Raw genomic sequence first — 22608 nt, forward strand, 5'->3', positions numbered from 1 at the left:
TGATATATACGGAGATAACAGGTATGAATGAGAAAATGTTAGAGATGACAATGATTAGTCTTGACGATGGCGTGGTTATGCCGGAATTGTCCTTCTATCTTGATGCGACAACGCGTGAAGCCTGCGAGGCGGTGGGACATGCAGTCAAGAATGAGGAATGTATATTTCTGGCAAATCCTGTTCATAAGAACGGCGATAAGACAGTTTCGTTTTATGAGATAGGTGTCATAGCCAGGATAAAGCAGTTTGTCAGACTTCAGAACAAAGGCATGAGAGTTCTCATACAGACTGAGAAGAGAGCGCGCCTTGTGGATTACAGCAAGGATAAATATTATGTGTGCCACGTGACAGATGTGGAGGAGACTAACGACCTCAGCGAGGATGAGGAGAAGGCTATACAGAGCATACTCAAGGAAAAGCTTAAGGAAGCATTTGACGAGGGTATAGTGAAGAACAACGTTCTGTACAGGGAGATACGTTCATTCAAGTCTGTCAGAAAGCTGGTTGACAGCATGGCCGACTATGTGAATATATCTGATGACAACAGGCAGGAGCTTCTGGAGATGCTAGATGTCAGAAGTCGCGCTATGAGGTTGATACAGATAATGGAGGAAGTTCTCGGAATCGGCAAGATCAAGAAAGAAATCATGGAAAAGGTCAATCAGGAGACCGCTGAGAATCAGAGAAAGTATGTGCTCAGAGAGCAGATGTCCGTTATCCGTAAGGAGCTTGGTGACGACGGCGTAGATGCAAATGTCAGAGAATTCCAGAAGAGACTCGATGAGGCGGGCTGCAGCCAGGAAGTATACGATAAGATAGAAAAAGAGATAAATTACTATAAGGGCATACCTCAGAATGCAGTGGAGAGCAGTGTGTCGGCAAACTATATCGATGTGATGCTCAGCTATCCGTGGAATGTGTCAACGGAAGATAATAATGATCTGCAGTCAGCCATAGACATACTTGACAAAGATCACTATGGCCTTGAGGAGGTCAAAGAGAGGATCGTTGATTATCTTGCTGTTCATATATTGAGCAATAAGGGGGACCTTCCGATCATTTGTCTTGTGGGACCTCCGGGAACAGGAAAGACATCCATAGCAAGGTCGATAGCCCGTGCAACATCGAGGAAATATGTCCGCTTATCACTGGGCGGAGTCCACGATGAGGCGGAGATCCGAGGTCACAGGAAAACATATGTGGGAGCTATGCCTGGAAAGATTGTACAATCCATGATAAAGGCAAAGACGAACAACCCGCTCATGCTTCTCGATGAGATAGACAAGGTGAGCAGTGATTACAAGGGGGACGTGTCATCGGCACTTCTCGAGGTGCTTGATGGTGAGCAGAACAAAGAGTTCAATGATCACTATTTTGGAGTGCCGGTGGATCTGAGCAATGTGCTGTTCATAGCAACGGCGAACGACATCTCCGGTATACCGGGGCCGCTCCTCGACAGAATGGAAGTCATAAATATATCGGGATACACGGAGAATGAGAAGTATCATATAGCAAAGCTGTACCTTGTGGAGAAGACCCGTGAGAAGAACGGACTGACAAAATCTCAGTTCAAGATAGATGCCGGTGCCATAAGGGAGATCATAAGCCACTACACGAGAGAGGCGGGAGTCAGAAGTCTTGAGAGAAATATAGACAAGGTGTGTCGGAAGGCCTGCCGCAAGATACTCACCGGTGAGATGGATGTGGTCAAAGTCACAAAGAAGAATATCCAGGATTTCCTTGGCCCATACAAATATAAAGATGAGAATGGAAATCTGAAGAATAAAATTGGCGCTGTCAGAGGCCTTGCTTGGACGGCGGTTGGCGGTGTCACTCTGGAGATAGAGGTCAATGTGCTTCCGGGGACAGGAACTCTTCAGCTCACAGGTAAGATGGGCGATGTTATGAAGGAATCCGCTTATGCGGGAATGAGTTATATCAGATCCCTCAAGGAATCACTGGCGCTTGGAGACGATTACTTTGCAAAGCACGATTTCCATATCCATATACCGGAGGGGGCAGTTCCAAAGGATGGTCCGTCTGCCGGAATAACCATGGCGACAGCGTTGTATTCAGCCATATTTAACGTGCCGGTTAATGGCAGAATAGCGATGACAGGAGAGATAACTCTCAGAGGAGAGGTGCTTCCTATTGGAGGCCTGAAGGAGAAGCTCCTTGCAGCCAAGATGATCGGTGTTAAAGATATACTGATACCGGCGAAAAATGAGAGCGATTATCTGGAGCTGGATGAAGAGATAACATCTGGAGTCAATATTCATTTAGTGGAAGACATGAGGCAGGTGCTTGACCTTGCCCTTGTCAGATAAGGAGAAGTATATGATAGTAAAGAGCGCTGAGCTTGAGACTGTGTGTGGAATTACAAGTAAATTACCTGATAACGATCTCCCGGAGATCGCATTTGCCGGCAAGTCAAATGTAGGAAAATCATCTCTGATAAATGGATTACTTAACAGGAAGTCGCTTGCCAGAACATCCGCGCAGCCAGGTAAGACACAGACGATCAATTTCTATAATGTAAATAAAAATCTGTACTTTGTGGATCTGCCGGGATATGGATATGCAAAAGTATCGGTGGAGATAAGAGCAAAATGGGGCAAGATGATCGAGAGATACCTTCACGGTTCCCCGCAGCTCAAAAAGGTATTCCTGCTGATAGACATAAGACATGTGCCATCGGAGAATGACTGCATGATGTATGACTGGATCGTGGACAATGGCTATGAGCCGGTGATCATTTGCACAAAACTGGACAAGATCAAGAGAAGCCAGGTTCAGAAGAACTTGAAGCTCATACGTGAGAAACTGGATCTTGTTCCTGGAACAACGATGATACCGTTCTCCGCACAGACAAAGCAGGGAAGAGATGAGATCTGGAATCTCATAGAGGAGACACTGGCACAGGAGCAGCAGTAAAGTAACATGAACATATAGTCAGATAAATAGACAAAAAAATGACTGAGAATATCGAGGAGTATAATTCTTTTCGGTATGCTCAGTCATTTTTTATGCTGATATTAGCTGGATGTGTTGGATGCCCATAACTGTTTTACGAGTATATCATATATCTCAGTGCTTTTCTGACGCCAGTTGTCACATATGGCAACAGCCACGGCCTGGGTAGGCACGCTGAACTTTATATCCAGCAGCGGCTCGTTCCTGTCGTTGATGACGCAGGAGACGGTATATTCATTGGAATCGTTGAGGTAGTAGTCAGACTGTATCTCAGTTTCCTTTTTGAGGTTGATCTGCTGTTTCTCAAAGAAATCCAGTATATCCTGTTTGATGGCATATGGGATCCTGTTCTCGAACATGCTCAAGGCTTCCTCACCTTTGTAGGTTATCTTATAATGGGATGCGCCTCTTATGCTTGATACATATACAAATTCGCTTTCTATAAGTCCGTTTATGGCTTCCTGAAGAGTGAAATAATTGGTGTAGCCCTTCTCCAGAACAAAGTCTGAAATCTGTGAATTGGTCAGAGTGAAGTTAACTCTGTCAAGCATATAGAGCACTATGAGTTTATATAATACAATAGATTCGGTTCCCATATCGTGTATCCTTTGTTAAAATGTTTGTCCGTGCTGATGAACGGACAACATTCATATGATAACATTAGTAAAATTTAAAATCAATATATTTACAATTGTTCTATTTATGTTATAATAAGCGAGAATAATATGCGTGCTTAGCGCATTTTTATTTTTTTACCGTAATTGAATTTGATGTATCATTGAGAGACACTACTTATTTCTTAGAGTGTTTATATTCCCATAATACTTAATTTATTTGTTGATCATTGGTTTCAGTGAAAGGAGACAATTATATATGGATTTTAGTAAAGCTTCTCTTGCAGAGCTGCGTCAGTTTACCAAGGATAATGGTATAAAAGGCTGCTCGGGAATGAAGAAGGCGGAGCTTGCGCAGTTCCTCATAAAATATGTGGAGGAGCATGTGACAGCGGTTTCAGTGGAAAATAAGAAAAATGTGTCAGAGCCTAAGACCGAGCATGTGGTCAGAGAGACAGCTGGAGACACAGAATACAGAAAAAACAGGATAGTACATCACTCTGAGGGCTCAAGAGATGATGATTCCAGGGAGAACAACGGACAGAGACGTATGAGAAGAATGGCTACATATCAGGATCGCAGCCAGAATCAGGAGAGATACCAGGATAGAGGTCAGAATCAGGACAGAAACCAGGAAAGGTATCAGGACAGAGTCCAGTCAAATCAGGCGGCACAGAACGTGAACGAGTATCTGCCGGAGCTCGACAGTGGAAGACAGGCTCACGGAATACTTGAGGTCATGCCTGAGGGATATGGCTTCATAAGAAGTGCAAACTATCTTCCGGGAGATCAGGATATATATGTGTCACCGGCACAGATCAGAAGATTTGGTCTCAAGACAGGAGATATAGTCACAGGTAATATAAGAAACAAGACACAGGGAGAAAAGTTCAGTGCCCTTTTATATGTGGCAAGCGTGAACGATGAGGATCCTGCGGTCATAGCGGCCCGCAAGAGCTTTGAGGAGATGACCCCTATCTTCCCTAATGAGAGGATAGAGCTTGACGGAGACGGTGCTCCTATCCCTATCAGGATGATCAATCTTCTTGCCCCTATAGGTAAGGGACAGAGAGGCATGATCGTTTCACCACCTAAGACAGGAAAGACGACTCTTCTCAAGCAGATCGCAAAGCAGATCAGCAGAAGATATGAGGATATGCACCTGCTCGTCCTTCTCATAGATGAGAGACCTGAGGAGGTAACAGACATAAGAGAGTCCATAGAGGGCCCTAATGTGGAGGTTATCTATTCAACATTTGATGAGCTTCCAGAGCATCATAAGAGAGTGTCAGAGATGGTCATTGAGAGAGCAAAGAGACTTGTGGAGTCCAAGAAGGATGTTGTGATCCTGCTCGACAGTATCACACGTCTGGCAAGAGCGTATAACCTCACGGTCGCTCCTAGCGGAAGAACTCTGTCAGGTGGTCTTGATCCTGCAGCGCTTCACATGCCAAAGAGATTCTTTGGTGCCGCCAGAAACATGCGTGAGGGAGGAAGCCTTACGATCCTTGCCACAGCGCTGGTCGACACGGGCAGCAAGATGGATGACGTTGTATTTGAGGAGTTCAAGGGAACCGGTAACATGGAGCTTGTGCTTGACAGAAAGCTCTCAGAGAAGAGGATATTCCCTGCCATAGATATAGCAAAATCCGGCACCAGAAGAGATGATCTTCTTCTCAACAAGGAAGAGCAGGAGGTTGTCACAGCCATTCACAAGGAGCTCATGGGAAGTAAATCAGAGGATATTCTTGAGGATGTCAGAAAGCTGTTTGTTCGTACCAGAAACAACAAAGAATTTATCCACTATGTAAAGCAGTCACTTCTCAGAAAATAACAGCAGGATTGTTGAGATGATTTTGTCAAAAAAATCAAAAAACTGCTTGCATTGTACTGGTCACTATGTTAGAATACAGAAGTTGTGTTATGAAGAACCCTGGCTTTATGCCTGTTCTCATATATAAATATATATGTAAAGAGGTGAAAAAGAATGCGTAAAGGAATACATCCAGATTACTATCAGGCAAAGGTTGTATGTAACTGTGGTAACGAGTTCGTTACAGGATCAACAAAGGAAGAGATTCACGTAGAAATTTGCTCAAAGTGTCATTCATTCTACACAGGTCAGCAGAAGGCAATCAAAGCACGTGGTAGAATTGATATGTTTAATAAGAAGTATGGCGTTCAGGCCAACTAATAAAAACGTTGATAGCTTGAGGTTATTTTACAATAATCTCAAGCTGTTTTTTTATTATCCAGTTAAATATACCGATAGGAGATTGGCGTGAAGAGAGTAAGAATAGGCGGTCAGGCTGTCATGGAAGGTGTCATGATGAAAAATGGCGACAGATATGCGGTGGCAGTCAGAAAACCGGATAAAGATATAGAAGTGAAAGTTGTGGATTATGTGTCCATGGCATCGAGAAGTGTATTTTTCAGAGTTCCTATAATCAGGGGAGTTGTCAATTTCGTGGAATCTCTTGTGATAGGAGTGAAGACCCTCACATACTCAGCATCGTTTTACGATGACGAGGAGCCTGAGAAGGCGGAGAAAGAGAAAAAAGAAAAGAAAAAAGAGAGGACACCTGAGCAGCAGAAAAGAGCGGACGATGCGGCGATGATAGGTACAGTGTTATTTTCACTTGTATTTGCCATCGCGTTATTCATGATGCTTCCTGCATTTATCGGGGAACTCATAGACAAGGTTATAGATAACAGGATCATAATGTCTGCCATAGAGGGAGTTATAAGACTTGGAATATTCCTGGGATATGTGGCACTCATATCGCTTATGAAGGATATACAGAGAGTATTCATGTACCATGGGGCAGAGCACAAGACGATCAACTGTTTTGAGGCTGGGGTGCCACTGACTCCGGAGAACGTGAAGAAGTATTCAAGATATCATAAGAGATGCGGAACAAGCTTTCTGTTCATCGTAATGATAATAAGCATAATTGTTTTCATGTTTATAAGCGCAGATACGGCATGGCTCAGACTTGTCATAAGACTGCTGCTGGTTCCGGTAATCGCCGGTATATCATACGAATTTATAATGTTTGCTGGCAAGAGTGATTCAAAGCTTGCAAATGCGCTGTCAGTTCCGGGAATGTGGGTTCAGAGACTCACCACAAGGGAGCCGGATCTTGACATGATAGCAGTTGCGATAAAGTCCGTGGAGGCAGTTATAGACTGGGAGGCATACCAGGACGCCATGCACAAGGGCGAGATAGAAGATTAAAGGATTTCGATAGAGATGAAGCTGTGTGAACTTTTGAGAATGGGACGGGACAGGCTGGAGAAAAGTGATGTTCCTGATGCGGATATAGACGCTGATATATTGTGGCAGTACCTGTCGGGTATGAACCGTATGGATATGATCATGGCCAGAGAAGATGACGTGGATGATGATAAATCGGAAGCCTACATGAAGCTCATAGAAAAGAGGAGCACAAGGATTCCGCTTCAGTATATCACAGGTGAGCAGAATTTCATGGGATATGATTTTGATACCGCAGAAGATGTGCTCATTCCAAGGATGGATACAGAGACTCTTGTTGAGACGGCATTGAAGCTTGTAAAGGACGCTAACCATAACGTTGATGTTCTGGACATGTGCTGCGGTTCGGGCTGCATAGGAGTATCGTTTGGACTCTGGAATAAGAACAGCAGGATCGTACTTGCCGATGTATCTGAGGCAGCGATCGGTCTTGCAAGGAGAAATGTAGCAAAACTGTGTGCAGGGGATGATAGATTTGAAGTGGTCAGGACGGATCTCTTTGAGCAGATATCCGGGAAATATGACCTCATACTGTCGAATCCTCCATATATAAGAAGTGATGTCATAGAGACACTCATGCCGGAGGTCAGGGAGCATGAACCACATCTGGCACTTGACGGAACGGCGGATGGATTGTATTTTTATAGAATAATAGCCGATAAGGCGAGAGAATATATAAAGGATGAAGGATATGTTGTATTCGAGATTGGCAATGATCAGGCAGAAGATGTACAGTACCTCCTTGTAGATTCAGGTTATGACGATATACATGTTGTACAGGATCTGAGTGGTAATGACCGGGTGGTGTACGGCAGATATGACAGAGAAGATAACCGGTAGATTTAACGCTGCAGGAGACAGCGTGACAGAATGAATATAGAGAGGTATAGATATGTTTGACAGATTAGAAGAACTTGTAGATAAGCTTGATACGATAAATAATCAGCTCACCGATCCTGATGTTGTGTCAGATCAGAACAAATTCAGAAAGCTCATGAAGGAGCAGAGCGATCTCTCACCTATAGTTGAGAAGTACCATGAGTACAAGGATGCAAAGACTACCATAGAGGACAGTCTTGAGATTCTTGAGGAGGAGAGCGACGAGGAGCTCCGCGAGATGGCAAAGGAAGAGATGAATGAGGCAAAGGCGAATCTCGAGACCATAGAGCAGGAACTCAAGATTCTTCTGCTTCCAAAGGATCCTAACGATTCCAAGAACGTAATCGTGGAGATCCGCGCCGGTGCAGGCGGAGATGAGGCTGCTCTGTTCGCATATGAGGTGTACAGAATGTACCAGAAATATGTCGACCAGTTCAAGTGGAAGGTTGAACTTATGAGTGTCAACGAGAACGGTATCGGAGGATTCAAGGAGGCTGTGTTCATGATCACCGGAGACGGTGCGTACTCCAAGATGAAGTACGAGAGTGGTGTACACAGAGTACAGCGTATACCTAAGACAGAGTCAGGCGGAAGAATCCATACATCGACCATAACAGTTGCGGTTATGCCTGAGGCTGAGGAAGTTGATGTAGAGATAAATGAGAATGATATAAGGATAGATGTAATGCGAGCATCAGGAAACGGTGGACAGTGTGTCAATACAACCGATTCGGCAGTACGTCTTACACATATACCTACAGGAATAGTGATCTACAGCCAGACAGAGAAATCACAGCTCCAGAACAAGGCAAAGGCATTTGCCCTTCTGAGATCAAAGCTGTACGACATGGAGCTCCAGAAGCAGCATGACGCAGAGGCTGCGGACAGAAGAAGCCAGATAGGAACAGGAGACAGATCAGAGAAGATCAGAACATACAATTTCCCTGAGGGAAGAGTTACAGATCACAGGATCAAGCTCACATTATACAAGCTTGACCAGATCATGAACGGAGATCTGAATGAACTTATAGACAGTCTTATAGCGGCTGACCAGACAGCAAAGCTGGCACAGGTGAATGAGGAGGAATAATATGGCAGCGTGGAGTGACAATATAAGAAAAGTAGAACCTTATGTTCCGGGTGAACAGCCTAAGGATACAGATGTGATAAAGTTAAATACGAATGAGAATCCGTACGGCCCGTCACAGAGAGTGAAGAATGCAATGATGGATATTGATACACTCAGATTATATCCGGATCCAACAGCATCGGCACTTGTCGATGTGCTTGCAGAGTATCACGGAGTTGATCCTTCACAGGTATTTGTGGGAGTGGGTTCGGATGATGTGCTTGCCATGTCGTTTCTTACATTTTTCAACTCTGACAAACCAATATTGTTCCCTGACATTACATATTCCTTCTATGATGTGTGGGCAGAGCTTTTCAGTATCCCTTACGAGAGACCGGCACTTGACGAAAACTTCAGGCTGGTGAAGGAGAGTTACTACAGAGAGAACGGGGGAATCGTATTCCCTAATCCAAATGCCCCTACAGGAATATACGAGGACATAAAGAATGTGGAGGATATAGTCAGCCACAACAAAGATTCGATAGTCATAGTAGACGAGGCGTATATAGATTTCGGCGGCGAGTCGGCACTTGGTCTTATAGACAAATATGACAATCTTGTGGTTGTAAGAACGTTCTCAAAGTCGAGATCCATGGCGGGACTCAGGATAGGATATGCAATAAGCAACCCGGTTCTGATAAAGGCCCTCAATGACGTAAAGTATTCATACAACTCATATACAATGAACAGACCATCACTGGTAATGGGAACAGAGTCAGTTAAGGACGATGAGTATTTTAAGGAGACTGTTTCAAAGGTGGTCGCCACGAGAGAGAGATTCGTGGAAGCTATAAAGCCACTTGATTTTACATGTCTTCCTTCGTCTGCAAACTTTGTATTTGCAACGCATAAGGATATTCCGGCAAAGGAGATATTCCAGGCTGCGAAGGATGCCCATATATATGTCAGATATTTTGACAAACCACGTATAGACAATTATCTGAGGATATCCATTGGTACGGATGAAGAGATGGATAAATTCACAGAGTTCCTTACAAATTATATACAGGAGAGATAATAAACAGACCGCTGTGCCAAAGGCATGGCGGTTTTTTCTTGATATGGCGGCAACAACTGTGCCAGGATTCCACTATAAAGCGCAGGATTCCACTATAAAGCGCACCAAAACTATTGAATTTGGCAGAGTTTTTCTATAGAATTCACCCATGAAATATTTCAGGAAAAAATATCGGGACGTTTCGTTTGATTTTGTTTGTAAAAGGAGAATTGAATGAATTTTGATGAATTTATAGCCAGAGTAGTGGATGAAATGAGAAGCAGACTTCTCAGACAGGGAGATGGATCAGACATCCGGGTCAATAAGGTTTTGAAGAATAATGGGGTGGAGCTCACTGCGATGAATGTGTGCAAGAGCTCTGAAGAGGTGTGTCCTACGATATATCTTGATCCGTTTTACAGGGATTATGAGCAGGGGATGGATTTTGATGTTGTCATGGAAGATATATGCAGGCTCAGAGAGGCGAACTGCAGGTGCAGGAAGCTTGATATACGCGATGTGGTGGATGAGACGAAGGTTATGGACAACATAATAGTGCGGCTTGTCAACAGGGAGCGAAATAGCCGGCTGCTTGAGAGTGCACCATTTATAGAGTTTAATGATCTTGCGATAACTTTCAGAAGGGTGCTGAGTCTGGATAACGACGGCCTGGCAACCACGATAGTCAACAATAATGATGTGAAGAGGTGGAGAGTCAGTCTGGATACATTGTATAAGAATGCACTTAAGAACACCCAGAGAATGTTTCCGTGTGTAAGGCAGAACCTTTTTGATGCGCTGAAGGGCAGATATGAAGGGATAGATTTCGATGACGACTGTGACAATGTGGACGAACTGTACATGTTGTCAAACACGCACGGTATCAATGGGGCCACGGCCGTACTGTATGATGGAATGCTTGAGGAGTGTGCGAATATGGTGGGTGATGACATATATATCCTGCCATCCAGTGTGCATGAGCTGCTGTTTATCAGGGCAAGTGCGGATTACACAGAGGATTATTACAAGGATCTCATAAGAGAGGCGAACAAGGTAACAGTGCCTGCCATGGATTATCTGTCTGACAGTCTGTATATGTACAGCAGGGAAAAAGGAAAACTCTTGATAGTCTAAAATGTTGACAAAATATATCCCATGACATAGAATAAAACCAGTGTTCTAAGGGCAAAAATTATGTTTAATGGGAGGAACAGACATTGGAGGATAGTTATATTTCGTGCAGAGATAAAATTGTCGCTTCAGCTATCGAACTAATTGGAGATTTGGGATTACATGCTCTTACACCGAAGAACCTTGCACGAAAGCAGAATATATCTGATACGCTGATATATAAGTATTTTGGGGGTATAGATGAGGTACTTATAGCGGTTGTGAACGAATATGCGGCATTTGATGTCAATATCCAGAGGACTGTTGAGAGACTTGACGGGACATACCTGGATAAGATCAAGTATTATGCAGATACATATGCAACATATTATGATAACTATATTGGTATGGGTGCGATAATGCTGCATTATGAAGAATTGCTTCACATGTCAGAGACGAGAGAGATCATCTCTGAGTGTATGTTGAAGCGTAATGATTTTGTGTGCACATTATTTCAGAGTGCGATTGACAGCAAGGAGATACGAGCGGTTTTCTCACCGAAGGAACTTACGCTCATGTTCAACGGAATTTTTACAGAGGGATTGCTTGAACGGAGAAACCAATACTCAAGGAAGAGTTTCAGGGTTGAGATCAAGGAGATGCTCAGTCATCTTGAGAAAGTACTTAGGTTGTAAAATTAGGGAGGAATTGTCATGAAAATATTAATAGCTGAGGATGATGTTGCAAATGCAAAATTTTTATCCAAGTATTTGAGTAAGTTTGGTGATGTGGTCATAACACCTGATGGAATCGCAGCGGTTGATGAATTTGTAAATGCTCTTGAGAAGGGCGAACTGTTCGAGCTAGTGTGTCTTGATATCATGATGCCAAAGATAGATGGGTATAAAGTTCTGGCATCCATAAGAAGTGCAGAGAGAAAGCACGGAGTGTCAAGGATGCTCAGATCGAAGGTCATAATGACCAGCGCACTTGACGAGGCAAGCTTTGACAGCAATCTTGCCAGCGATGATTATGATGATTACATATGTAAGCCGATTGATATCATGAAGTTTAATGACATGCTGAAGAAACTGGACATTATCAAGTAGATGATATGATATTGATACATGCGAAGCCCGTTATTGTAAGATATCGGGCTTCGAAGTGTCTTATGACACTGAATATTAGATGGCAGGGACATAAAGATGGATTTATTTGAGTATATGAGGGAGAATTTCTCGGAAGATGATTCTCCTCTGGCAAAAAGAATGAGACCGACCAGCCTTGATGACGTGGTTGGCCAGGAACATATTATAGGCAAGGACAAGCTTCTGTACAGGGCGATAAAAGCGGATAAGATAAGTTCGCTTATATTTTATGGCCCTCCGGGAACCGGCAAGACTACGCTTGCCATGGTCATAGCCAATACAACCAAGGCGGAGTTCAGACAGCTCAACGCCACAACGGCGGGCAAGAAGGACATGGAAAAGGTTGTGGAAGAGGCGAAGAATACCAAGGCTATGTATGGCAGACGGACTATACTGTTCATCGATGAGATCCACAGATTCAACAAGTCACAGCAGGATTATCTCCTGCCATTTGTTGAGGATGGAACGGTGGTGCTCATAGGAGCGACCACGGAGAATCCTTATTTTGAGGTTAACGGAGCTCTCATATCCAGATCTCATATATTTCAGCTCAATCCATTGTCCAGGGAGGACATCAAGAAGCTCATCCACAAGGCAGTGTACTCAGAAAATGGCATGGGTGCATTTGATGCAGACATTGATGAGGATGCCGAGGACTTCCTTGCAGACATGGCGTCGGGAGATGCGAGAAGTGCGTTAAATGCCATAGAGCTCGGAGTTCTGTCGACGGAGAGAAGCGAGGATGGCAGGATACACATAACGCTTGAAGTGGCGGAGGAATGTATCCAGAAGAGAGCTATAAGATATGACAAGGACGGAGATAATCATTATGATATAATATCCGCATTTATAAAGAGCATGCGTGGATCAGATCCTGATGCGGCAATATTCTACCTTGCAAAGATGCTTTACGGAGGTGAGGATATAAAGTTTATTGCCAGAAGGATCATGATATGTGCCAGTGAGGATGTGGGCAATGCTGATCCGAATGCTATCGTGGTGGCGTCGGCATGTGCACAGGCTGTGGAGAGAGTCGGAATGCCTGAGGCACAGATAATACTTGCCCATGCGGCTTCCTACGTTGCGTGTGCACCGAAGAGCAATTCTGTGGTGAATGCGATATTTGCGGCTATGGATGCGGTAAAGCATGAGGACACGGGTCAGGTTCCGGTGTATCTCAGAGATGCACATTACGGCGGTGCAGCAAAGCTTGGACACTCAGGATACAAATACGCTCATGATTATCCGAATAATTACGTTGAACAGCAGTATCTTCCTGATAAGATTGCAGGCAGGGTATTCTATGAGCCGTCGGACAATGGTTATGAGAGAGATATCAAGGCGTATTTTGATAAGATAAAGAAGAGAGATTGATATGGATATATTGAAGAGAATTGGAGCTATAGTGCTTGTACTTGTGCTCATCGGAATGTATGTTGCGACATTTATAATGGGAATAACCGGAAGTGATAATCTGATGGGTATGATATTCCTTGATGTGGTCATTCCTGTTGTGTGCTGGGGAATATGGCTCATCGCCAGGGTGCTCAGACGCAAGGGCGAAGATATGAGAGATCAGAACAAGTAGAACAGTACAAATATGTTGAAAAAAATTACATAATTTGATATACTCTTTAAAGTTCAAAAAAATACTTAAGAGGTAGATGAAATGAGTTTATTAAAAGAATGGCGTGATTACGCATACGGATTAGATGACAGAACACCTGAGGGAAAGGAATTCTGGGTTAGTTATTTCCAGGCAGAGAAGGGCGTATATGAGCAGCTTCTTGCTAATCCTCTTGCAGACCCTGTACATGGAACTGTAAAAGAGCTTGCTGAGAAGTACGGACTCACTATTCAGTATATGATCGGATTCCTCGACGGAATAGATGACAGTCTTGCAGAATCAAACAATCTTGATGATGTGACAGAGGACTCAGAGGTTAAGCTTCCTATAGATTATGAGAAGCTTTATATGAACATGGTTGAGTGCAATGCAGAGTGGCTCTACACTCTTCCTCAGTGGGATGGAATATTCTCCAAGGCAAAGAGAGACGAGCTCTACAAGATACAGAAGTCATCTAAGACTATCATCAAGGCACCAAAGGTTGGAAGAAACGATCCATGTCCATGTGGAAGCGGACTTAAGTACAAGAAGTGCTGCGGTAAGTAATGATATATATCATGCTGATATAACTGGCAGATATGAGAAGGCGGTTAAAGGGTAAACTTTTGACCGCCTTTTATATTTGCGTGAAAGGATATACAGATGGAATTTAATGAATCCCAGAAGAGAGCGGTGAGACACTGCGATGGGCCGATGCTGCTGCTAGCGGGGCCTGGTTCAGGTAAGACTACGGTCATCACCCACAGGATAAAATACATTACAGAAGAACATGGTGTGAGACCTGACAATATTCTGGTCATAACCTTCACGAAGGCTGCGGCAAATGAGATGAAGGGGCGGTTTCAGGAGCTGTGTCCGGGCGTCCGCGGGGTAACCTTTGGCACGTTTCACTCTGTATTTTTCTGGATGCTCAGAAATGCATATAATTACACAGCGGCGAATATCGTCACGGATTCAGAAAAGTATGGAGTCATAAGGGACAGCATAGACAGGCACGGCTTTAGGTATGACAGTCAGGAGGATTTTGCCAAGAATGTTGTCGGGGAGATAGGCAATGTCAAGAGCGGGAGAGTGAGTCTTGAGAACTATGAGAGCACAACGATGAAGCCTGAGGATTTCCGAGTTGTGTACGATGAGTATGAGAATTTCCTGAGAAGATGCGGGAAGATAGATTTTGACGATATGCTGGTGTTCACATATGAGCTATTGTCGGAGAGACCAGACATACTTAAGATGTGGCAGAACAAGTTTCGGTACATACTCATAGATGAGTTCCAGGATATAAATATGATCCAGTATGACATTGTGAAGCTGCTGGCCGGAGAGGACCAGAACGTATTTGCCGTGGGTGACGATGATCAGTCGGTGTATGGCTTCAGGGGGGCTGCTCCGGCTATAATGAAGAAGTTCCCGGGGGATTTCCATGGTACGGTCATAGAATACCTGAATGTCAATTACCGCTGCAGCTACGATATAGTTGAGTGCTCGAAGCGGATAATACAGAACAACCGGGACAGATATGAGAAGCAGCTCAGGTCGGCATTTGCCGCGGGACAGAGCGACAGAGTCCATATAGTTAAGACGGACAGCATGACGGAGCAGAATAAGAAGATTATAGACAGGATAGCAGAGCTTAACCGGGCTGGTATTCCATACCGTGAAATGGCGATCATATTCAGGACGAATACCGAGCCGAGGGCGCTGGCTTCAAAGCTCATGGAAAATGGCATACCATTTTTGATGAAGGATAACATACCAAATATCTTCACGCACTTCCTAGCTGAGAACATATTTGACTATATAAGGCTTGCAAGGGGCAGCAGGGACAGGAGAACGGTCCTCAGGATCATCAATAAGCCGAACAGGTATATAAGCAGGGATGCATTTGATTCGCCGGTGGTGAACTTTGAGGAGCTGAGGCAGAATTATAAGGATAAGTATAGGATAGTCAACAACATAAATGTCCTTGAGAACGATCTGGAGAGGATAAGCAGACTTGCACCGTACGCGGCTGTGAATTATATAAGGAAAGCGGTTGGACTGGATGCGTATGTGAGGGAATATGCTGAGTACAGGGGCGTGAGTGAGGATGATTATATTGATATCCTGGAGGAGATACAGGACAGTGCAAAAGACTTCCTGAGCTTCGACGGCTGGATGGAGTATATAGACGAATACACAAAACAGCTCAGAGAGCAGAGCAGGCAGGGCAGTGTGGCGGGTGATACAGTCACACTTTCGACTATGCACTGTTCAAAGGGACTTGAGTATTCATATGTATTCATAATGGATGCTGTTGAGGACATAACGCCTCATAAGAAATCGGTTGGAGATGGAAATATAGAGGAGGAACGCAGGTTGTTCTATGTGGCAGTCACGAGGGCTAAGTATGGACTGTATGTGTATGTTCCCCAGAAAATGTATGGAAGAAAAGCGGTGACCTCGAGATTTGTCCAGGAAATGCTTGTGGACAGGTCTCTGATAAAAACAGGAAACACCATAATCCACAAGCGGTATGGACGCGGAGTCATCACATATGTAGATGACAGAAAGCTGTGTGTCCACTTCGATGATATACATGAAACAAAGACGCTCAGCCTTGAATACACGATAAATAACGAGCTTATAGAAAACGCATAGATGTACGGATATTATTCCTCGTCATCTGAATTGAATTCCAGATCGTCCAGGATCTCGTCGAGGGCGTCAGCGACATCGTTGAACTCAGCCTCGTCGGTGATCTCGTCGAGGGTGACATCGTCTCCCTGCTCGCTGTATCTGTACACGATGATATCGGCATCCTCGTCATCTGCAGGAAGCAGAGCGGCATAAGAGATGTCATTTACCTCGAATTTGGCAATGATCTCACATGTGCAGGATGTTCCATCCTCGTATGTTATATCGATCATCTCGATATCCATTTCGTCGGTTTCGTTATTGTTTATATCTGACATATAGGTATCCTCCTGATTGTTTTATTCAGTTTATTCTAGTAAATAATTGGTGCTATGTCCAGTACAATTATAAAATGAAATTATTGACAAAGCCTGCACCCGCACATATACTAGACACAAAAGGCGAAGAACAGGAATTGTAGTATTTAATACAATCAGAGTGGAACCGCGGAGATAATACTTCGTCTCTATATGCATATCATATGTATATTGGGACGAAGTTTTTTGTTTGCTTACAGATATATTATCGACCAATATAGAAAGGACATTATATTTATGAAGATTTTAAACACGCTCACAAGAAGAAAAGAAGAGTTTGTGCCTATCAACGAGGGTAAGGTGGGAATATATGTATGTGGTCCTACTGTATATGATTATATCCATATAGGAAATGCCAGACCAATGATAGTATTTGATACGCTCAGAAGATATCTGGAGTACAAGGGCTATGATGTCAATTATGTATCGAATTTTACTGATGTCGATGACAAGATCATAAAGCGTGCAAATGAGGAGGGGGTGGATGCCAGCGTTATATCAGAGAGATATATCGCAGAGGTCAAGAAGGATATGGCGGCTCTCAATGTGCGTGAGGCGACAACACATCCAAAGGCAACAGAAGAGATACCGGATATGATTGAGATGGTAAAGACTCTTATAGAGAAGGGATACGCTTACGAGGTGAATGGAACCGTATACTTCAGAACCAGAAAGTTCAAGGACTACGGCAAGCTGTCCAAGAAAAATATCGATGACCTCCGTTCAGGTAACAGAGACCTTCTTGTATCAGGTGTTGATGAGAAAGAGGATCCGCTTGATTTCGTTCTCTGGAAGCCAAAGAAGGAGGGCGAGCCATCATGGCCATCACCATGGGGCGATGGAAGACCAGGCTGGCATCTTGAGTGCTCGGTTATGTCCAAGAAATATATCGGAGATGTAATAGATATACATGCGGGTGGAGAGGATCTTATATTCCCACACCATGAGAACGAGATAGCACAGAGTGAGGCTGCAAATGGCACAGAGTTCGCAAGATACTGGATGCACAACGGCTTCCTCAAGATCAACAATGAGAAGATGTCCAAGTCACTTGGCAACTTCTTCACAGTCAGAGAGATAGCAGAGAAGTACCCTCTTCAGGTCATCAGATTCTTCATGCTGTCAGCCCATTATAGAAGTCCGCTCAACTTCTCAGCAGACCTTGTTGAGGCTTCAAAGAACGGCCTTGAGAGAATCCTTACAGCAGTTGACAGACTGAAGTCTATAAGCGGAACAGAAGGAGAAGTAGATAAGGCAGTTGCAGACGAGATGGATGCATTTGTGAAGAAATACGAGGCAGCCATGGATGACGACCTCAACACTGCAGATGCGATCTCAGTTATATTTGAGCTCGTAAAATATGCAAATGTAAATGTGACAGAGGATTCAACAAAGTCTACTGTGAAGCTTGTGCTCAATACAGTGACAAAGCTCTGCGACATACTTGGAATCATCACAGAGAAGAAGGAAGAGATACTTGATTCAGATATAGAGGCTCTTATTGAAGAGAGACAGGCTGCAAGAAGGGCAAAGAACTTTGCTAGGGCAGATGAGATCCGTGACCAGCTCAGTGATATGGGAATTATCCTTGAGGATACCAGAGAGGGCGTAAAATGGAAAAGAGCATAGACAGTTACTTTACTGAGATACTCGGGGTGACATACACTAATCCAAGGGAGTATTCACCGCTTTCACTTGCATATATAGGTGACAGCGTGTTTGATCTTCTCATAAAGACCCTTGCTGTCACAAAGGATAACAAGCAGGCATACAAATACCACAAAGAGGTGAGCCAGCTTGTGAAGGCGGAGGCTCAGGCGGGATATATAATGTATCTTCTGGACAACGGACTGCTCACAGAGGAGGAAGAGTGGATATACAAGAGAGGCAGGAACACCAAGACTCATTCAACAGCCAAGAATGCGACTGTGGGACAGTACCGAATGGCAACGGGCTTTGAGTGCCTTATAGGCTTTCTGTATCTTGATAAGCAGTATGACAGGATGTTTGAGATCACGAGGATCATACTGAACCATGATCCAGTTGAAACGGACAGGGCAGAACAGCAGCACAAGGATCCGGGCAAAGCAGCACAGGAAGATACAATAGAGGATACCTCAACACTTGAAAAGAGTACAGAGAGTACAGATGGAGAAAAAGATGCAGAATAGAGAATTTGAGAATAACATTAAGACAGAGAGCGATGAGGAAGCATTTGTCATAGAGGGAAGAAATGCAGTCCTCGAGGCTTTCAGATCAGGCAAGACCATAGATAAGCTGTATGTCCTTGACGGATGCAGGGATGGGATCGTGAACAGCATAGTCAGGGAGGCGAAGAAGCAGGATACAGTGATAAACTACCTCTCAAAGGAAAAGTTAAACCAGATGTCACAGGCTGGCAAGCATCAGGGAGTGATTGCACATGCAGCGGCATATAAGTACGCAGAGATAGAGGATATGTTTGCACTGGCTGAGAGCAGAGGAGAGGATCCATTTTTCTTCATACTTGATGAGATAGAGGATCCACACAATCTTGGTGCGATCATCAGAACAGCGAATCTCTGTGGTGCCCACGGTGTAATCATACCTAAGAGGCGTGCAGTCGGAATCACAGCTACAGTTGTAAAGGCATCAGCGGGAGCTATCAATTATACACCTGTTGCAAAGGTGACAAATATCAGCAAGACCATAGAGGAGCTGAAAGATAGAGGCATGTGGTTCGCCTGTGCGGATATGGACGGAGAACTCATGTACAAGTGTAACCTCACAGGTTCCCTTGGACTTGTCATAGGTAATGAGGGAAGCGGCGTCAGCAGACTGGTCAAGGAGAAGTGTGATTATGTCGTATCTGTTCCTATGAAGGGAGACATAGACTCACTCAACGCGTCAGTTGCTGCCGGAGTTCTGGCTTATGAGGTCGTAAGACAGAGGATGAACAAGTAAAGGTAGAGTATATGTATTCGGAATTATCAGATAATGAACTGCTGGAGCTTATAAATGAACAAAAGGATAACGATGCTATGGAGACACTTATCAAGCGCTATGGCCCAATGATAACGGGACAGAGCAGAAGCCTTTATATCATAGGTGCTGATGAGGAGGATCTTATACAGGAGGGCATGATCGGACTGGTCAAGGCTGTGAATAATTACAGACCTGACAAGGGCGCGACATTCAAGACCTTTGCGTTCATGTGCGTGAGAAGGCAGCTCATTACCGCGGTGAACAATTCAAACAACAAGAAAAACGGACCGTTGAACTACTATATATCGATCTATGGCGATGGCGGGGGAGATTACTCCAGCCCGCTTGATGAGATAGATTCGGGTGTCATAACTAATCCTGAGGATATCATGATGGCGAAGCTGCGTGAGTCAGATCTTATAAAGCTCATCGACAGTAAGCTTTCTAAGTTTGAGAAGCATGTTCTTGACGAATATCTAACAGGCGCTTCTTATGAAGTGATAGGGGAGAGACTCTGCAAACCGGCAAAATCCATAGACAATGCGGTTCAGAGGATCAGAGCTAAGCTCAGGGATGTGTAATTAGAATAATAAAATTTTAAGTTGTTTAATCAAAGACAGGAAGCGGCATAGTGCCGCTTCCTTTTTTGCAAAAAATTAGCTAATCATCGGATTAAGGAGTGGTGACATGAGAGCGGAGAGCAAAGCTAAAAAAGGTAACGATGTCATGAGTGAGTGGAATAAGAAGTGGGCTGATGGAATATATGAAGCTGAGACTGCGGGCGGAAAGTAAGTGATCCGGTCTGCGGTGGATAAAAATAAAGCCGCTCAGGGCGGCGTAAATACGGACAAAAAAATAAAAGCTACTAACGGGAGTCGGACCCGTGACCTCAACATTACCAATGTTGCGCTCTACCACCTGAGCTATAGTAGCTTGCTTTTCAAAAGCAATAATAACTATAACAAAATGGACATCAAAAATCAAGTAAAATATTTACATTTGTGCGAAAAATAATGACAAATCAAAAGATAATTGTGGTACAAGCAGTAAAAGTATGGTAAACTAACTGTAATCGTGTGCAAATTCGGTTGCAGACATTTAGAATTATCAAAAAAAGCGGGAGGCAGTTTGGAAATGGCTGAAGAGATGACAGGTAAGAATTTCATTGAACAGATAATTGAGAAAGATATCGCAGAGGGTAAGGTGCCGAAGATCGTTACCAGATTCCCACCAGAGCCAAATGGATATTTACATATAGGACATGCCAAGTCAATACTTTTGAATTACGGACTGGCACAGCAGTATGGCGGACAGTTTAATCTCAGATTTGACGATACCAACCCTACAAAGGAGAAGACAGAGTTCGTAGAGTCAATACTTGCAGATGTCAAGTGGCTGGGAGCAGACTTTGGAGACAGAGTGTTCTTTGCATCAAATTACTTTGACCAGATGTACGAGGCTGCCATAAAGCTCATCAAGAAGGGCAAGGCATATGTGTGTGACCTCACAGCAGATGAAATCAGAGAGTACAGAGGAACTCTCACTGAGCCGGGCAAGAACAGCCCATACAGAGACAGAAGCATAGAGGAGAATCTTGATCTATTCGAGAGAATGAAGAACGGTGAGTTCCCTGACGGAAGTAAGGTACTCCGTGCAAAGATAGATATGGCAAGCCCTAACATCAACATGAGAGATCCTATTATCTACAGAATAGCGAGAATGAACCACCACAACACAGGTGACAAGTGGTGCATTTACCCTATGTATGACTTTGCACATCCTATCGAGGATGCCATCGAGGGTGTTACACATTCTATATGTACACTTGAGTTTGAGGATCACAGACCTCTGTATGACTGGGTGGTTATGGAGCTCGGTTACAAGGATTCACCTGAGGGCACACCAAAGCAGATAGAGTTCGCAAAGCTTTACCTGACAAATGTCATAACAGGTAAGAGATACATCAAGAAGCTTGTCGAGGACGGAATAGTAGACGGATGGGATGACCCACGTCTTGTAAGTATTGCAGCCCTCAGAAGAAGAGGCTTCACACCATCAGCTATTAAGAAGTTCATGGAGCTGGTTGGAATATCCAAGAGCCAGTCGTCTGTTGATTACGCTATGCTTGAGTATTGCGTGAGAGACGATCTGAAGCTCACAGCCAAGAGATACATGGCAGTTGTTGATCCTGTAAAGCTTGTCATCGACAACTATCCTGAGGATCAGGTTGAGTACCTCGATGTCGAGAACAATCAGGAGAACGAGGAGCTCGGAAGCAGAAAGGTAGCATTCAGCAAGTATCTGTATATAGAGAGAGAGGACTTCATGGAGGAGCCTCCTAAGAAGTATTTCAGACTGTTCCCTGGCAACGAGGTTCGTCTTAAGAATGCATATTTCGTAAAGTGCGTGGGATTTGAGAAGGACGAGGACGGCAATGTCACAACAGTACATTGTACATATGACCCAGAGACAAGAAGCGGTTCAGGCTTTGAGGGACGCAAGGTCAAGGGAACCATTCACTGGGTATCGGCAGAGAGCGCAATAGATGCAGAGGTTCGTCTGTATGAGAATATCATCGATGAGGAGAAGGGGAAGCTCAACGACGATGGTACATTGAATCTCAATCCAAACTCACTTGTTATCAAACAGGGATGTAAGCTTGAGAAGGCATTTGAGGAGGCTCAGCCGGGAGAGGCATTCCAGTTCCTGAGAAATGGTTTCTTCTGTGTTGACTCAAAGGATTCTACAGCGGAGCATCCTGTATACAACAGGATCGTGTCACTCAAGAGTTCTTACAAGCCGGGCAAGTAATTACCGGGGATGCGTTTATAATTTATGATGTGGGGATTGGCGCTTATCCTGTGGGGGGATATGCGTACATCAAAATAGGTGATTGG

Annotated in this window: 22 protein-coding genes and 1 tRNA gene; 20 read left to right on the forward strand and 3 right to left on the reverse strand. The window is 44.1% G+C overall.

The genetic code is table 11. From position 1 onward, the window contains the following. Positions 1-23 precede the first annotated feature (23 nt). Both lon and yihA read left to right on the forward strand, forming a co-directional pair. Positions 24-2327 carry an endopeptidase La gene (gene lon / locus DW025_RS05905; protein ID WP_119999164.1) on the forward strand — a complete coding sequence of 768 codons (2304 nt, stop codon included), beginning with the start codon at positions 24-26 and terminating at the stop codon, positions 2325-2327. Positions 2328-2337: 10 nt separating this feature from the next. Next, the gene (gene yihA, locus DW025_RS05910; RefSeq protein WP_015534161.1) at positions 2338-2934 is read left to right on the forward strand and encodes a ribosome biogenesis GTP-binding protein YihA/YsxC; all 597 of its coding nucleotides are present in this window, start codon (positions 2338-2340) and stop codon (positions 2932-2934) included. A 101-nt stretch (positions 2935-3035) separates the two neighbouring features. On the opposite strand, the gene DW025_RS05915 is transcribed toward yihA, so the two are convergent. Further along, the gene (locus tag DW025_RS05915; protein ID WP_015534160.1) at positions 3036-3569 is read right to left on the reverse strand and encodes a DUF4364 family protein; all 534 of its coding nucleotides are present in this window, start codon (positions 3567-3569) and stop codon (positions 3036-3038) included. A gap of 277 nt (positions 3570-3846) precedes the next feature. Here DW025_RS05915 and rho point away from each other — a divergent pair, with 277 nt between their 5' ends. From rho to DW025_RS05980, 13 genes are all read left to right on the forward strand, one after another. Beyond that, positions 3847-5421: a transcription termination factor Rho gene (rho, locus tag DW025_RS05920; RefSeq protein WP_117548818.1), complete on the forward strand. Its 1575-nt coding sequence runs from the start codon at positions 3847-3849 to the stop codon at positions 5419-5421. Between the two features lie 153 nt (positions 5422-5574). Further along, positions 5575-5781, forward strand: a complete 207-nt coding sequence (gene rpmE, locus DW025_RS05925) for a 50S ribosomal protein L31 (protein ID WP_004853176.1) — start codon at positions 5575-5577, stop codon at positions 5779-5781. A gap of 87 nt (positions 5782-5868) precedes the next feature. Beyond that, positions 5869-6825: a DUF1385 domain-containing protein gene (locus tag DW025_RS05930; protein ID WP_022216026.1), complete on the forward strand. Its 957-nt coding sequence runs from the start codon at positions 5869-5871 to the stop codon at positions 6823-6825. 15 nt (positions 6826-6840) lie between these two features. Further along, a complete protein-coding gene (gene prmC, locus DW025_RS05935) occupies positions 6841-7704 on the forward strand; it encodes a peptide chain release factor N(5)-glutamine methyltransferase (RefSeq protein ID WP_118016626.1) in 864 nt (287 codons plus the stop codon). Between the two features lie 52 nt (positions 7705-7756). After that, positions 7757-8833 carry a peptide chain release factor 1 gene (gene prfA, locus DW025_RS05940; protein ID WP_015534158.1) on the forward strand — a complete coding sequence of 359 codons (1077 nt, stop codon included), beginning with the start codon at positions 7757-7759 and terminating at the stop codon, positions 8831-8833. A 1-nt stretch (position 8834) separates the two neighbouring features. Beyond that, on the forward strand, positions 8835-9890 hold the full coding sequence (hisC, locus tag DW025_RS05945) for a histidinol-phosphate transaminase (RefSeq protein WP_118016625.1): 1056 nt from the start codon (positions 8835-8837) through the stop codon (positions 9888-9890). A gap of 213 nt (positions 9891-10103) precedes the next feature. Beyond that, on the forward strand, positions 10104-11003 hold the full coding sequence (locus DW025_RS05950; RefSeq protein WP_117548820.1) for a DUF5688 family protein: 900 nt from the start codon (positions 10104-10106) through the stop codon (positions 11001-11003). Between the two features lie 83 nt (positions 11004-11086). Then, a complete protein-coding gene (locus DW025_RS05955; protein WP_117548821.1) occupies positions 11087-11674 on the forward strand; it encodes a TetR/AcrR family transcriptional regulator in 588 nt (195 codons plus the stop codon). 18 nt (positions 11675-11692) lie between these two features. After that, entirely contained in the window at positions 11693-12088 is a 396-nt protein-coding gene (locus DW025_RS05960) for a response regulator (protein ID WP_015534155.1), read from the forward strand. Between the two features lie 96 nt (positions 12089-12184). Continuing rightward, positions 12185-13501 carry a replication-associated recombination protein A gene (locus DW025_RS05965; RefSeq protein ID WP_118016624.1) on the forward strand — a complete coding sequence of 439 codons (1317 nt, stop codon included), beginning with the start codon at positions 12185-12187 and terminating at the stop codon, positions 13499-13501. Between the two features lies 1 nt (position 13502). Next, entirely contained in the window at positions 13503-13715 is a 213-nt protein-coding gene (locus DW025_RS05970) for a hypothetical protein (RefSeq protein WP_015534154.1), read from the forward strand. 81 nt (positions 13716-13796) lie between these two features. Continuing rightward, entirely contained in the window at positions 13797-14300 is a 504-nt protein-coding gene (locus DW025_RS05975) for an SEC-C metal-binding domain-containing protein (protein ID WP_055144187.1), read from the forward strand. A gap of 96 nt (positions 14301-14396) precedes the next feature. Further along, a complete protein-coding gene (locus DW025_RS05980; RefSeq protein WP_118016623.1) occupies positions 14397-16394 on the forward strand; it encodes an ATP-dependent helicase in 1998 nt (665 codons plus the stop codon). An 11-nt stretch (positions 16395-16405) separates the two neighbouring features. Here the strand turns inward: DW025_RS05980 and DW025_RS05985 are convergent, their stop codons facing one another. Beyond that, the gene (locus DW025_RS05985; RefSeq protein ID WP_015534151.1) at positions 16406-16708 is read right to left on the reverse strand and encodes a DUF1292 domain-containing protein; all 303 of its coding nucleotides are present in this window, start codon (positions 16706-16708) and stop codon (positions 16406-16408) included. Positions 16709-16984: 276 nt separating this feature from the next. On the opposite strand from DW025_RS05985, the gene cysS reads away from it, so the two are divergent. The 4 genes from cysS to DW025_RS06005 are packed head-to-tail and all read left to right on the forward strand — an operon-like array spanning position 16985 to position 20292. After that, a complete protein-coding gene (gene cysS, locus DW025_RS05990) occupies positions 16985-18376 on the forward strand; it encodes a cysteine--tRNA ligase (RefSeq protein ID WP_118016622.1) in 1392 nt (463 codons plus the stop codon). Further along, entirely contained in the window at positions 18361-18918 is a 558-nt protein-coding gene (locus DW025_RS05995; protein ID WP_015534149.1) for a Mini-ribonuclease 3, read from the forward strand. The genes cysS and DW025_RS05995 overlap by 16 nt, the downstream gene beginning before the upstream one ends. Continuing rightward, entirely contained in the window at positions 18908-19690 is a 783-nt protein-coding gene (rlmB, locus tag DW025_RS06000) for a 23S rRNA (guanosine(2251)-2'-O)-methyltransferase RlmB (protein WP_015534148.1), read from the forward strand. Before DW025_RS05995 ends, rlmB begins: the two co-directional genes overlap by 11 nt. Positions 19691-19701: 11 nt before the next feature. Further along, positions 19702-20292, forward strand: coding sequence for a sigma-70 family RNA polymerase sigma factor (locus tag DW025_RS06005; protein ID WP_117548824.1), 591 nt, complete (start codon positions 19702-19704; stop codon positions 20290-20292). A gap of 279 nt (positions 20293-20571) precedes the next feature. Here DW025_RS06005 and DW025_RS06010 read toward each other — a convergent pair. Further along, a tRNA-Thr gene (locus DW025_RS06010) sits at positions 20572-20644 on the reverse strand. Between the two features lie 201 nt (positions 20645-20845). On the opposite strand from DW025_RS06010, the gene DW025_RS06015 reads away from it, so the two are divergent. Then, a complete protein-coding gene (locus tag DW025_RS06015) occupies positions 20846-22522 on the forward strand; it encodes a glutamine--tRNA ligase/YqeY domain fusion protein (protein WP_055144198.1) in 1677 nt (558 codons plus the stop codon). Positions 22523-22608 lie beyond the last annotated feature (86 nt).

This window comes from Coprococcus sp. AF38-1 (assembly GCF_003603945.1).
GTDB lineage: Bacteria > Bacillota > Clostridia > Lachnospirales > Lachnospiraceae > Coprococcus > Coprococcus aceti.